Here is a 13,676-nt window from a genome sequence, read left to right as displayed (position 1 = left end):
AGCTTGGTTGGCTGGGCCATAATGGCTTGCCGGGCTGGCCATGGCCGCTTTGTAAACTTGCTTTCTGCCCGCTTAATTGTTTTCTGTTTAAGTAAGAATATTGTATGTATTCTTACTTAAGTTTTTCTTATGGGTTTAGCAACTATTTGCCGTTCATCATTTAATTTATCAAATATATTTATGTTTATGATCCTATCATAAGCATAAAAAGCCAATATCTGCGCTAGATCAAGCAATCTCCTGTCATTAAAAGCCAAGCTCTTACCTGGCTCCTGGTATATTCCCCTGGGCGTATTTCCTTACATGAAAAATTGCAGCACTAAAAGTGAGTATTTACGCGGCATTGCGGGGATTTTGCACATCCTGAATCTATAAAATTTACGTCGCCTTAGTGTTGTTTTTAGGAATGAAGTTCCTTTGATGTGAAAATTACCAGCTAAAAAGTGGTTATTTTTAGTAACGCATCCGCCTGTTTGTAAGGTATTAATAGTAGCAATATAACACTCACACTCACTAAGGATGCCCAGATGGCAAAACAGTCTAGCCACCCTAAAGGCCTCTACCTTTTATTCGCCACTGAAATGTGGGAGCGCTTTTCTTACTACGGTAACCGTGCCTTACTCGCACTGTTTATGATTTCAGCTTTGTCGTTTGACAAGCACTTTACCTCGGCACTGTATGGCCAATATACGGGCTTGGTTTATCTGGCCCCCCTGGTTGGTGGTTATGTAGCCGATCGGTTCTGGGGTAATCGCCGCTCTATTGTGGTGGGCGGTTTGCTGATGGCACTGGGGCAGTTTCTCTTGTTCTTTGCGGGTACTTGGTTTCAAGAAGCTAAAATTGCGATCCCGCTGTTTTACAGTGGCTTAGGTTTTATTATTGCGGGCAATGGCTTTTTTAAACCCAATATCTCGACCATGGTTGGCCAGCTTTATGAGCCAAACGACAGTCGCAAAGACACGGCCTACACCATTTTTTATATGGGGATTAACTTAGGCTCGTTTATGGCTCCGCTGATTTGCGGCGCTTTGGGCGACACAGGTAATCCGGCCGATTTTCGCTGGGGCTTCTTAACGGCCGGCTTAGGTATGCTGATTTCTCTGGCGATCTTTATTACTTTCCGTGATAAATATCTGGTTGATCCGGCTGGCCAGCTCATTGGCCGGGCTCCGGGTAAAATCAGTGCAGAAGAGCGCGCTAAACGCGATACCCCGCTCACGCAGGTGGATATCGAACGCATTATCGTGATTGGCGTATTGTCCTTCTTCGTGATCTTTTTCTGGTCTGCATTTGAGCAGGCAGGTGTTTCGCTGACATTCTTTGCGGCTGAATCGCTTGATCGTGAAGTATTGGGCTTTGTTGTGCCCACATCATGGTTCCAATCCTTAAACCCTGTGTTTGTGCTGATTTTTGCACCGGTACTGGCTTCGCTTTGGACTTTCTTGTCTAAAAAAGGCGCAGAGCCCAGCTCGCCAACCAAAATGGCATGGGGTCTGTTATTCCTTGGCTTTGGTTATATCGTGGTTGCGATGGCCGTGAAGCATATCGAGCCGGGCGTAAAAGTATCGATCATGTGGCTGGTGACTATGTACTGGCTGCACACCATGGGCGAGTTATGTCTTTCACCGATTGGTTTGTCTTTGGTGAATAAGCTGGCTCCTGCACGCTTTGCATCGCTGTTGATGGCGGTTTGGTTTACGGCCAGCGCGGCTGCAAACTGGTTTGCCGGTATCCTGGCGGGTTTTTACCCGGAATCAGGCCAGGCCATACCAAGCTTTATGGGCTACCAAATCAGCGGCATCTATGAATTCTTTATGCTGTTTGTAGGGATGGCGATGGCCGCAGCGGCACTCTTGCTCTTGTCGACTAAGAAGCTGCAAAAAATGATGCACCCGGAAGTGGCTTAAGTATCGTTAGTCATTGATACCTGAGTGATGGCCCGTTTCAGTGAAACGGGCCATTTTTATTTCTACCGTGAAGCGCGATAAGCGCTGCTGCTGAAGTGGTTTCAGAGTGTGTTTTCCTGTTTATCAGCAAAAAATATGCGATATAAGCCAGCATTACCCAATATCCGGCTCGCTCAGATCGGTACTCCGGCGTAAAATGCCATCCCATGCAAAATCCATCTCTTCCTTCTCATCCAATTGGTGTGTTCGATTCTGGCGTAGGCGGTTTAACCGTAGTGCGTGCTTTGATGGACAGACTGCCGTTTGAAAATATCATTTATTTTGGCGATACCGCCCGTGTGCCTTACGGGGTGAAATCGGTGGATACCATCGCTCATTTCACGCAGGAAATTGCCCAGTTTCTGCAAAACCAGCAGGTAAAAATGCTGATTATTGCCTGTAATACCATGGCGGCGGTGGCTGCTGATCTGGTGCGGGCCAGCGCCAATGTGCCGGTGCTGGACGTGATTGAGGCGGGAGCCAAAAATGCGGTGGATGTAAGCTGGACCGGCGGCATTGGCGTGATCGGCACGCCAGCCACCATTAATTCAAATGCCTATGCCCGTGCGATTCATCAGCTCAACCCCGGCTATCGCGTGTATTCGCAAGCTTGCCCGTTGTTTGTGCCGCTGGTAGAAGAAGGCTGGCTGGATCATGCCGTTACTAAACTGACGGCGCAGGAATATTTAAAGCCCGTGTTTGTAGAAAAAATCGATACGCTGGTTTTGGGCTGTACCCACTACCCGTTGATTAAACCGCTGCTGCTTGATGTAGTGGGCGGGCGGATGAAGCTGGTGGATTCAGCCTTATCCATTGCCGATCAGGCGGCCGATTTGCTGCAATCTTCCGGAATGGCCAACCCATCTCATCAGGCCCCGGATTATCGTTTTTACGTGACCGATGTGCCGGTAAAGTTCCAGAGCATCGGCGAGCGCTTCTTAGGGCGCAGCCTGAATAAGATTGAGCGGGTGAATCTCTAGTTTTAAACGCATTCAAAGGATCGTCATTCCCGAGTGGTTTTATCGGGAATCCAGAGTCTTTGCTGGACCCCCGATAAAACCACTCGGGGGCGACGATTTTGACGGTGTTGATGCAACAAGGTTACTGACATCTCCCTATAAACACACCTGTGTATCTAATTTGCCTGCTTGCAAGCGGTGCAGGGTGGTTGCGATATGGGCGGCTCTTTCTTGTTTTTTCCATGGTGACTGAGCCAGCGCTTCCTGCATATCGGCATAGCCTGCCGCACGGCGCCGGGCTATGGATGGGCGGGAAAATTCAGCATCGCTGCAAGAGCCTTCTTCTGCGCTGGGGGTGTAAGTAATGTGCACAATATCAATATGGCGTTGTGGCACATCGATTGCGCTTTCCTTGCCTACGGCTTTAGTGTCTGGCGAGGCCTGGGCCAGAGCGCGGCGCAGATTGTGCGTGGTGCAGGCGGCCTCTACTTGGGTATTACGGCTGGCATACTGGATTTCTTTCTGCCGCCATGCCACGGCATCCATGCTGGTAGGAAGTGGTCCTTCGGCGCTCCACAAATCCACCATAAACACCAACAAGTCATCTTCGCCCTTGTCATCCAGTACTGCGTTTAAAGGTGTGTTGCTGACGCAGCCTCCATCCCAGTAATACTCATCACCGATTTTTGTGGCTGCAAAGCCAGGCGGAAGCGAGCCGCTGGCAAGTACGTGCTCGGCTTCAATTTTTTGTGTGGCAGAATCAAAAAACACCAGCTCGCCTGTATCTACTTTGGTGGCCCCAAGCGTTAGCCTTGCTGTTTTTCCTGCATTTAAGTTTTCAAAAGAGGCTAAATCACGCAGGGTGCTGAGCATAGGGGTGGTGTCGCAAAAGCTGGCCTGATCGGTTGGCAGCGATGGCAATAAAAGCGGGCTGGGCAGGCGTGGCAGCCAGAAATTAGGCTGGCCCAGCAGCATGGCTTCGGCCACATTAAACTGATTAAAAGCCCAAAGGCTTTTCCCTGATAAAAAGCTGCCCCAGCCATCTGGGCGGGAAATCGATTCCCAGAGTGTTTCCAGTTTTTCAAGGCGATTTTCCGGCGGGTTGCTGGCAATCACTGCCGCATTGATTGCACCTATAGAAATACCTGTTACCCAATCAGGCTCAAAGCCTGCTTCCTGCATCGCAGCATAAGCACCAATGTGATAAGCGCCTAAGGCACCTCCACCTTGAAGCACAAGAACCACTTTGGGGGATTTTGTCGATTTTTTGCTTGCCGCCGCCATCTCAGTCACTCCATACAATGTTACGAATGGCTCCTTAAAATTATTTTAAGGAGGAACGCATCTTCGCTGGGTGCTTACAAAAGACATGAAAAATTTGGCGAAGTGCTTTCAATAAGATAGATGATGGTCTATGGATTTTCTATTTAGTTTCTAACTTTTTTCTTTCTTATAAATTATTTATCAGAAAGGATTTCCGGATTGGCTGGCGTACTATCCATTTCTTGCTGCAGTTTTTCCAGCGAATCCAGGATATGAAGGAATTTTTCACCCAGAGGGGTAAGGGCGTATTCAACGCGCGGCGGCAGCTCGGGGTAGATGGTTTTTTCTAAAATGCCAAATTCCATATTTTTGCGTAAGCACTCGTTCAGCACTTTGGTGCTTAAGCCATCCACGCAGCGCACCATCTCACCTGGGCGCCTGATGCCGTTCGCCAGAAGGCTAAACACAGTAAGCGACCATTTGCAGCCGCAGATGGTTTCAACCATGCGTGCACTGCGCTCTGGTGCGGTTTTTTTAGAAAATTTTTTGCTCTGTTCAATCATCAAGATGTACCCATTTGTGCCTACCCCACCGTTTTGTGCCTAGTTTTCATGGGGCCAGGGGGGAAATAAACTCTGTTTCACATCTTACTGTTTAACGGAGACGCACTAATGAAAAACTTAAATCAAACGATTGCCCTTATTGTGGGCGGCTCAAGCGGTATGGGCCTGAGCACGGCAAAGCGTTTATCAGAGCAAGGCATTAAAACCGTGATTGTGGGTAGCTCTGCCGCCAAATTAGCACAAGCTCAGCAGCAATTAGCTGGCACTGGTGAAATTGAAACCCTGCAGGCTGATTTATCTAATGCAGCGGATATTGAGCGCTTAATTAACTTTGCCAAAAATCATGAACAGCATATTAAATATCTGGTGAATGCAGCCGGATCATTTAACCCTAAATCATTCCTGGAGCATGGTGCGCAAGAGTACGATCAGTATTTAAATTTAAATCGCGCTACCTTTTTTATTACCCAAGCCGTGGCTAAAAATATGGTGGCTAACGGGGGCGGATCAATTGTCAATATTGGCTCAATGTGGGCTAAGCAGGCCATTAAAGCCACGCCTTCATCGGCTTATTCAATGGCTAAAGCGGGTTTGCATTCATTAACCCAGCATTTAGCAATGGAATTAGCGGCGCACCATATTCGCGTGAATGCGGTTTCACCAGCCGTAGTTAAAACACCCATTTACCAGTCGTTTATTGAAGCTGAGCAAATCGATACTGTAATGGCTTCATTTAATGCTTTCCACCCAATAGGCAGGATTGCAGAGCCGGATGACGTAGCAAAGGTGATTGCTTTTTTACTGAGTGATCAGGCCGCTTGGGTAACGGGAGCGGTTTGGGATGTGGATGGCGGAGTGATGGCAGGGCGTAATTAAGACAGAAGAAGCTGCAGATTTTTTTAAATCTGCCGCTGCAAGCTGGCCCCAGTATTTACTTACCGTAGCCTAAGGTTTCTATTTTGTTTATTTTTTGATCAACAGCATAGATCCGCATCATGAGTCGGCTTGAGCCAAAGTTATATGTCCATTCCCGATGCTGAATGGGGGCTTTGCTTGGGTCGGCTACTAAATCACCTGCTGAGTTACGATAAGTAGCTGGCATGCTGTATTCGCGTTTTTCGGTGGGAGGGCCGCATTTTTCAGCCGCCATCGTTAATAGATCACCACTGCTAACAAGCTGCTGATCGCAGCGCATGGTATCGGCATGGGCTGCCATGCTGGCTAAAAGACTAAGCGCGCAGAGGTATTTCATTGTTGTGCCTTGTGATGATTCGGGTTTTATTCAGAGCTGTATATCGAGCTTTATTATATACGGGCTGATTTATACTGGTTGATTTCTTTACATATTCTCTGCAATCACTTTCAAAAATGCATCGCCGTATTTTTCCAGCTTTCTGTCACCAATACCGGAAACGCGGGACATTTCATAATGGTCCCCCGGGCGTAATCTCACCATTTCTTTGAGTGTGGCATCGCCAAAGATAATATAGGCGGGCACGTTTTGTTCGTCGGCCAATTCTTTGCGGCGGCGGCGCAGCGCTTGCCAGAGGGCCTGATCAGAGCCGGTAATAAAATCGCTGTCTTTTTCGCCCTTGTAATTAAATTTCTCGGTGCGCTCACGCAAAAACAGCGATGTTTCGCCCTTGAGTAAGGGCCGTGCTGCATCGGTCAGCTCCAGGCCGCCGTGGCCGGACTCATTCAGGCGGACTGCACCACGGGCCAACAGCTGCCGAAACACAGCACGCCAGCCGGATTCATCCACATCTTTGCCTATGCCAAAGGTGGTGATGCGGTCATGAAAATGCTCTTTTACCTTGGGCGTGGCCTTGCCCTGCAAAATATCCACTAAATGCCCAACGCCAAAGCGATTGCCGGTTCTGAAGATACACGACAGCGCTTTTCGGGCGGCTTCGGTCATTTCCACCAGCTTGGGCGGGTTGATGCAATTATCGCAATTGCCGCAGGGCTGGCTTTCTTCGCCAAAATAGCCCAAAAGTGTCTGACGGCGGCAGGCCGTGGCCTCCACGAGACCCAGCATGGCGTCGAGCTTGCGCCGCTCTACCAGCTTTTGCATGTCCGGCGAGCCGGAGTTATCAATCATGCTATTGAGCAGAATTAAATCTTGCAGGCCATACGCCAGCCAGGTGTTGGCAGGCAAGCCATCGCGCCCGGCACGGCCGGTTTCCTGATAATAGTTTTCTATGCTTTTGGGTAAATCCAAGTGGGCCACAAAGCGCACATCGGGTTTATCAATGCCCATGCCAAAGGCAATCGTCGCCACCATCACCACGCCTTCGTTACGAATGAATATTTGCTGATTCTTGGTGCGCACGCTCACATCCAGCCCGGCGTGATAGGGCAGGGCGTTGATTTCCTTGCTTCGCAGCCAGGCGGCGGTGTCTTCAACTTTTTTACGGCTTAAGCAATACACAATGCCCGAATCGCCCTCGTGCTCTCTGCGGATAAAGGTGAGCAGCTGATCGCGGGCGTTTTTTTTCTCCACCATGGCGTAGCGCAAATTGGGGCGATCAAAACTAGAGACAAACTTTTGCGCGTCCTCTAAGCGCAGCCGCTCTATCATCTCGGTGCGCGTGGCATGATCCGCCGTGGCGGTGAGGGCAATGCGCGGAATGCCGGGGAATTCATCGGCAAGTAAGGATAGCGCCAGATATTCCGGCCTAAAATCATGGCCCCACTGCGATACGCAATGCGCCTCATCAATTGCAAACAGGCCAATATGCGCGCGTTTGAGTAGCGCCATAAAGCGCGGCGTAACCAGCCGCTCTGGCGCTACATACAGCATCTTGAGCTGGCCATTGATAAACGCGTTTTCTACATCACGCGCTTCTTCCTGATTTAGGCTTGAATTTAAATAAGCCGCTGCAACACCTAGCTCTTTTAGTGCGTCCACCTGATCCTGCATTAGTGCAATCAGTGGCGACACCACCACGCCGCAGCCATCCCGCAGCAGAGCGGGGATTTGATAACAAAGCGATTTCCCCCCGCCGGTAGGCATCAAAACCAGCGCATCCCCACCCCCCGCCACATGGCTGACAATGGTTTCCTGCTCACCGCGAAAACTGCGGTAACCAAAGACGTGTTCGAGGACTGAATGGGGGGACATGGCAAATCTTATGTGCAGCAAAGGGAGGATTGTACCCGTGTGCGGGGCGAAGCTAAAACCTGGCTTGGTTTTGGGGGAAGATTTACGTGGGAAGGAGCACAGTAGGGTAGCTTGGGCTAAAGTTTTATCAGCTCAACACTTCTTAATTTACCGCAGTTACTTGGGCAGATAAAACTTGCCCAAGCTACGGTGCTGTCGCGCTTTGAGTACGCCCTACAATGCTGCACATTATGATATTGAATAAAATCCTATCTGCTCCGCTGTAATAGCTTTAACCCGTGGCCCGAAGCTGGCTAGGTTTGAAAGCGTGACATTGTGATGCGCGGAAATTTGTGCGGCTGATAATACGCCGTTGTCCACGGTGGAATGGCCATCGGCAATCAGCGTAACCGGGTAGCCTAAGGCAAGGGCGCGGCGGACGGTGGTGTCTACGCAAAATTCGCTTTGTAATCCACAAATAATTAAGTGCTCGGTACCAAGGTCTTTGAGCAGGGTGTGCAGATTGGTATTGTGGAATGAATCCGATGCCGTTTTTCTGATAAATAAATCGTCCGGCTGAGCTTGCAAGCCCACGGCTAATTGCCAGCCAACAGAGCCATATTCAAGCAGGCCATCATTGGCCTCGTGCTGGATATAGATCACTGGCACCTTATTCTGGCGTGCTAATTGGGCCACAGCATTAATCCGGTTAATGACCTGCGCTGCTTCAAAGGCGGCATATTCGCCACTGCAGAGCGCTTCTTGTACATCAATGATCAGCATTGCGGTTTTCATAGTGGCCTTGGGGTGAAAGATATTTTGAAAGATATAGCGCTTTGATTCATTGCATCGGGCGATTTTAAATTAAGTTCGGGGGCATGGGCTAAGGATTTATTCGTTCGATATTTAAAAATTTATCGCAATCCTATGGACTGATAAAACATGCACTAGCCGCATGCCTGATAAGCATAAAAAAGGCCACTCCTTGCAGAGTGACCTTTTTTTTGCTTTATAGCTTGGCAAATCTATTTACTTAATCTCAGCTCCATCAATCCCCAAACGACTCGCTAAGCCCAAGCCATAAGCCGGATCGGCTTTATAACAGTGGCGTAGCTGGCGCACCTGGATTTCTTTGATTGTGACCTGGCTCAGTGCGCCCGCCATATTGTCCAGCAGGCGCTCTTGCGCTTCTTTGCCAATCAGGCGGAATAAATCACCTGCTTGTTTGTAATCATCCGGCTGATCTTGCAGCGGGTTGTAGCGATCTGCGCTGCCGTGAATCGCCAAAGGCGGTTCGGCTGCGCTTGGGACCTCAACCGGGCCGCCAAAGCTGTTTGGCTCGTAGCTTGGGTAGGCGCTGCCGTTGTAGTTGCCCATTTGCATTTGCCCGTCACGGTGATAGTTGTGGTACGGGCATTTAGGCGCGTTCACCGGCAGATGACCGTGGTTGACGCCAAGGCGGTAGCGCTGTGCGTCCCCGTAAGCAAATAAGCGGCCTTGCAGCATTTTATCTGGCGAGAAGCTGATGCCGGGCACCACATTGGCCGGGTTATGCGCGGATTGTTCTACTTCGGCGTGATAGTTTTCTGCGTTGCGGTTCAGCTCCAGAATCCCTACTTCATGCAGTGGGAAATCACCGTGTGGCCAGACTTTGGTCAGATCGAAGGGGTTGATTGCGTAGTTATCCGCTTCGGCCTCGCTCATCAGCTGCACACACATTTTCCAGCGCGGGAAATCGCCGTTTTCGATGCTGTTGTATAAATCGCGCTGCGAGCTTTCTCTGTCATTGGCCACCACCGCTGCGGCTTCTTCATTGCTGTAGTTTGCTATGCCTTGCATGCTTTTAAAGTGGAATTTCACCCATGTGCGCGTGTTGTCGGCAGAAATCAGGCTAAAGGTGTGGCTGCCAAAGCCGTGCATCTGGCGGTAGTTTTTAGGCAGGCCGCGATCGCTCATTACGATGGTGATTTGGTGCAGCGCTTCGGGCAGGCTGGAGAAAAAATCCCATTGCGAATTGGGGTTAAACATATTGGTGCGCGGGTCGCGTTTCACCACATGGTTCAGATCAGGGAACTTGAGCGGGTCGCGTAAAAAGAACACGGGCGTGTTATTGCCGACCAAATCCCAATTGCCTTCTTCGGTATAAAACTTCATTGAGAAACCACGGATATCGCGCTCGGCATCTGCCGCACCGCGCTCACCGGCAACGGTAGAAAAGCGCATGAATATTGGGGTTTCTTTGCCAATTTCAGAAAAAATCTTCGCCTTGCTGTACTGGCTGATATCGTGCGTTACCGTAAAGGTGCCGTAAGCGCCTGAGCCTTTGGCGTGCATTCTGCGCTCAGGAATCACTTCACGGTTAAAGTGCGCCATCTTTTCCATATACCAAACATCTTGCATCAGCATCGGGCCGCGCGGGCCTGCTGTAAGGGCGTGCTGGTTATCGCTGACGGGTGCGCCTGCCTGGGTGGTGAGTTTTTTAGATGACATGATTTGCTTCCTTTGCTTAACGCTGCAGGCATGGGTAGGGCAGTGGACAACCTGCTCAGCGCTTGGTTTGGGATTACTGCATCCAGACAAGACTGGCAAGCAGCTCGCAAAAGAGTTCCCCCAAAGACATTTCTTGCTTCATGGTGGCCTCGCTTTTGTTGAAAACGATTATGCAGTTTTGCTATAGTTAAAACAAATTGATTGTTTAAATTTGATTGATAGTTTTTATCATTGCAAGTGCAGGATCTTTATCACTGTTGTTCAGTAATCGCTGTAATGAGGGTTTTACTGACGGGCGGCAGCGAGGGGCCGTGCCAGTGGATGATTTACCCTGCTGATTAGAAACACCAATGTCATGCTTTTGGGGCGCTTGGTAATATCATGAAAATCTAATGCTCTTCAAGCAGAGCAAATCGCGCGGTTTCAACGAGGCATTTCCCCTGATGAAATATAAATCTCTTCTGAGTATGCTGATGCTGGGCCTGCTTACCGCTTGTGGTGGCAGTGGCAGCTCTGATTCACCATCCGTTTCACCCCCGGCAAATGTGCCCATCAGCAGCAGCGATGCAAGTTTAATTGCGACGGCGGTTAAAAATGGCAGCACGGCAGGCCTGAACGCTTCACATCGCGCCTTGTTATTGCAGCAGGCTTTACTGCTGGCTCAGCGTTATCAGCAGCAGAACAATGCCGCGCTGAGCGATATCTATGGCGGTGCCAGCCTTGATCTGACGCTTAATCTAAGCAAAAACAGCAATTTAATTACTCCCGCTCTGTCGACCATTGCCACGCCCTTAATGGTGTCGGATGAAGGCCGGGGTCTGGCGGCAATCAGCCAGTATGGCAAGGGGCGCGGCCTGGCTTATGGCGCGGATGTGCTGGCCTGGATGGCTGATCAGTCTAAAGAGAATCAGCACTTTGCTTTGTTCAGCCGTGCCTTTAACTGGGTGCTAACAGGCAAGGCGGCCGGGCCACTGCCCGCCACCGTTAAATTTGCCACGGCGGGCTACGACGCCAGAAGTGTGACTAAACTGCTGACCCGCATGGGCAAAACGCCGCAAGCCCAGGCCTGCGATCTGGCCGCCAGTACTAACAGCTGCTGGCAGGATGCCGATGTGTTGTTCTTTGGCGCAGGGGTAAAAGACGATGCCGAGCTAAGCCGCCAGGTCCGTAAATATTTAGAAAGCGGCAAAGCCGTGATCTATATGCACCCCAACTGGGGTGATTCGGCAGGAGGGCGCAAGGTATTGCAAGCCATGGGCATGGATTTGGGTGGCTATGGCGGTAATTATTTTGCAAGCACGGCGGGGATGTCGGCAGGCAGCCAGCGTACGGTGAGCGATGCCCTTAAGCAGGGCGATAAGTTGGCGCTGTTGATACAAGCCATTTCGCAGATGAGCAGCAGTAACTTAAGCCTGGATTTAAGTAAAGACACATCATCTGCCGATGCAATTACGGCAATACATAAAGAGCTGGAGAGCCTGCAGAGCACAGGTGGTGATGTGTTTGCCGAAGCCACTGCAGATCTTCATCAGTTGCTGGTTTTGTGGGCCGATCTGTACCGTCCGGATATTGAATACGGCAAAATTAATCGCAGCACTCAGCCTGCTGAATTTTTGCGCACTTATGCTTCTGATTCGTGGCTGGCTTTTAACCGGGCGAATACCACGGTTGCACGGGCCGGGCAGGGCGATTTTATGCCGCAGGTTGCGCAGCAATTACCAGTAAGCAGCAGTGCCGAAACCATTGAGGTAACGATTGCTCAGGCTGATGGTGTAACGGCGATTGGCCGGGCGGCGGTGCCGGGTAAGCCGGTTTATATCGAAGTGCTGGCAAGCAACGGCAAGCTGGGCGTGCAAAGTAATTATCTGCGCACCTGGGGCAACCCGCTGACCGATGAGCTGAGCGAGGGCTATAAGCGCCCGCGCCATCCGCAGTCGTTTACGCTGCCATTGAAAGCGAGCGGTGAAACGGTGCTGGTCAGCCCGTTTGGCGGCCCGCTGTATTTAAATTATGCGGGCGCTGCTGCAGGCCAGAGTGTGACGCTGAAAATCCGTGGCGCTGCCAGATATTCACACTTTGATTTTACTAAAGCGCAAAGCGATGAGGATATTAACGAGGCGGTTGCCGCTTTAAAGCGCAAAGATTTTGGCTGGCAAACCGCCAAGTTTGTGGGTGGAGAAATCCAGCAGACCATTCATTACGCCAATGAGGCGATGGGCAATTTGGACCCTAAAGTCTATATTGTCGATCAGATTAAAGGCCTGCTGTTTGATTCCAACCATATTGCCAATGGCTACAGCAATATGCCTATGTCGGCCAATGTGGCCACACTGTGTATGCAACTGGGCTGGACGTGTGACGGGCCAATTCACCGTGCGCCGGGTGTACAGCATTTTGTGGGCTGGATAGCGGCTTGCGGCTATCTGTGCTCGGGTAATCCTTCGGATGGTTTTGCGGGTATAAGCGGTACAGGCTGGGGGCATGCTCATGAGCTGGGGCACAACACCGTGCAGCGTGTGATGCATATCGAGCTTAACGGCAAAGGCTGCCTGGTTGAGTGTGATAACAATATACTGGCCAGCGCCCATATGATGCGGCAGTACGCCCTTACAGGGATTGATAACGGCCATATCACCGATCACCCCGCTTTGTATCAGTACATTGTAGAAAACCGCCAAAGCGGCAAGAGCGGTGAAGCACAACGCGCCGATATGGAAAACCGCCTCTGGGGCGGCGATACTCAGGACCCGATGCGGGCGGTGCATTTTCAGCTGGCCTTTCTGTTCAGTAAATACCGTGCCAAAGAAGCCGTGCCGGGTATGCAGGCCAGCATGGATTACTTCACCCTGCTGACAAAGGCCGATCGTTTAGTCTGTAAGGAGTGGGAAGCGGGCAATAAATATGGCATGAGCCGTTACACCAATAACACCATCAGCAATCATGAGCTGCTCTATGTGTTGAGCTCCAAAATCATCGGGCAGGATGTGCGTAAAATCTTTGCCATGTATGGCTTGCCTTTAAGCCAGACCGCGCTGGATTCGGTGGCCGATCTGAAGCTGCCGCTGGCCCCGGAGCAGTTTTATGCGCTGGCCCAAAAGAAATTCAACCAGGTTTCCAGCGGAAAATGGCTGGATTTAGCCTCAGCAACACCAGCCTATCCGCAATAAATGGCGTATGCAGAAAAAGCCCGCAGGTCTGAACTGACCCCAATTAGTTGGACAGTATTAAAAGCTAGGCGCTCAAGGGCTGGGTTCTGTATTGCACAGGACTCAGCCCTTTTAACTTCAGTTTGATTCGGTCGTGGTTATAGTAATGGATGTAATCCACGATGCCTTGCTCTAGTTGCTCAAGA

Annotated in this window: 11 protein-coding genes; 4 read left to right on the top strand and 7 right to left on the bottom strand. The window is 50.4% G+C overall.

Annotation, left to right across the window (positions count from 1 at the left end; translation table 11 throughout):
- Window positions 1-527: 527 nt before the first annotated feature.
- Both CSQ88_RS11650 and murI read left to right on the top strand, forming a co-directional pair.
- A complete protein-coding gene (locus CSQ88_RS11650; protein WP_099398268.1) occupies window positions 528-1,907 on the top strand; it encodes a peptide MFS transporter in 1,380 nt (459 codons plus the stop codon).
- A 206-nt stretch (window positions 1,908-2,113) separates the two neighbouring features.
- Window positions 2,114-2,926, top strand: a complete 813-nt coding sequence (gene murI / locus CSQ88_RS11645) for a glutamate racemase (protein WP_099398267.1) — start codon at window positions 2,114-2,116, stop codon at window positions 2,924-2,926.
- A gap of 135 nt (window positions 2,927-3,061) precedes the next feature.
- Here the strand turns inward: murI and CSQ88_RS11640 are convergent, their stop codons facing one another.
- Both CSQ88_RS11640 and CSQ88_RS11635 read right to left on the bottom strand, forming a co-directional pair.
- Window positions 3,062-4,141 carry a patatin-like phospholipase family protein gene (locus CSQ88_RS11640; protein WP_218963073.1) on the bottom strand — a complete coding sequence of 360 codons (1,080 nt, stop codon included), beginning with the start codon at window positions 4,139-4,141 and terminating at the stop codon, window positions 3,062-3,064.
- A 221-nt stretch (window positions 4,142-4,362) separates the two neighbouring features.
- Window positions 4,363-4,731 (bottom strand): helix-turn-helix domain-containing protein, encoded by a 369-nt coding sequence (locus CSQ88_RS11635; RefSeq protein ID WP_099398265.1) that lies wholly within the window; start codon window positions 4,729-4,731, stop codon window positions 4,363-4,365.
- Between the two features lie 108 nt (window positions 4,732-4,839).
- Here CSQ88_RS11635 and CSQ88_RS11630 point away from each other — a divergent pair, with 108 nt between their 5' ends.
- Window positions 4,840-5,607: an SDR family NAD(P)-dependent oxidoreductase gene (locus CSQ88_RS11630; RefSeq protein WP_099398264.1), complete on the top strand. Its 768-nt coding sequence runs from the start codon at window positions 4,840-4,842 to the stop codon at window positions 5,605-5,607.
- Between the two features lie 55 nt (window positions 5,608-5,662).
- Here CSQ88_RS11630 and CSQ88_RS11625 read toward each other — a convergent pair whose 3' ends face one another.
- The 4 genes from CSQ88_RS11625 to CSQ88_RS11610 all read right to left on the bottom strand — a co-directional run bounded on the left by CSQ88_RS11625 (window position 5,663) and on the right by CSQ88_RS11610 (window position 10,324).
- Window positions 5,663-5,983 (bottom strand): DUF2845 domain-containing protein, encoded by a 321-nt coding sequence (locus tag CSQ88_RS11625; RefSeq protein ID WP_099398263.1) that lies wholly within the window; start codon window positions 5,981-5,983, stop codon window positions 5,663-5,665.
- A gap of 87 nt (window positions 5,984-6,070) precedes the next feature.
- The gene (recQ, locus tag CSQ88_RS11620) at window positions 6,071-7,855 is read right to left on the bottom strand and encodes a DNA helicase RecQ (RefSeq protein WP_099398262.1); all 1,785 of its coding nucleotides are present in this window, start codon (window positions 7,853-7,855) and stop codon (window positions 6,071-6,073) included.
- Between the two features lie 228 nt (window positions 7,856-8,083).
- Window positions 8,084-8,629, bottom strand: a complete 546-nt coding sequence (locus tag CSQ88_RS11615; RefSeq protein ID WP_099398261.1) for a cysteine hydrolase family protein — start codon at window positions 8,627-8,629, stop codon at window positions 8,084-8,086.
- A 234-nt stretch (window positions 8,630-8,863) separates the two neighbouring features.
- Complete coding sequence (locus CSQ88_RS11610; RefSeq protein ID WP_099398260.1) at window positions 8,864-10,324, bottom strand: catalase; 1,461 nt, start codon at window positions 10,322-10,324, stop codon at window positions 8,864-8,866.
- A 443-nt stretch (window positions 10,325-10,767) separates the two neighbouring features.
- On the opposite strand from CSQ88_RS11610, the gene CSQ88_RS11605 reads away from it, so the two are divergent.
- On the top strand, window positions 10,768-13,491 hold the full coding sequence (locus CSQ88_RS11605) for an ImpA family metalloprotease (RefSeq protein ID WP_180273638.1): 2,724 nt from the start codon (window positions 10,768-10,770) through the stop codon (window positions 13,489-13,491).
- A 64-nt stretch (window positions 13,492-13,555) separates the two neighbouring features.
- Here the strand turns inward: CSQ88_RS11605 and CSQ88_RS11600 are convergent.
- Window positions 13,556-13,676: IS3 family transposase (locus tag CSQ88_RS11600; RefSeq protein WP_143449386.1), on the bottom strand; the 121-nt coding region annotated here is incomplete at its 5' end.

Source organism: Iodobacter sp. BJB302, assembly GCF_002735645.1.
Lineage (GTDB): Bacteria > Pseudomonadota > Gammaproteobacteria > Burkholderiales > Chitinibacteraceae > Iodobacter.
This window is presented reverse-complemented; position numbering and strand designations above follow the sequence as displayed.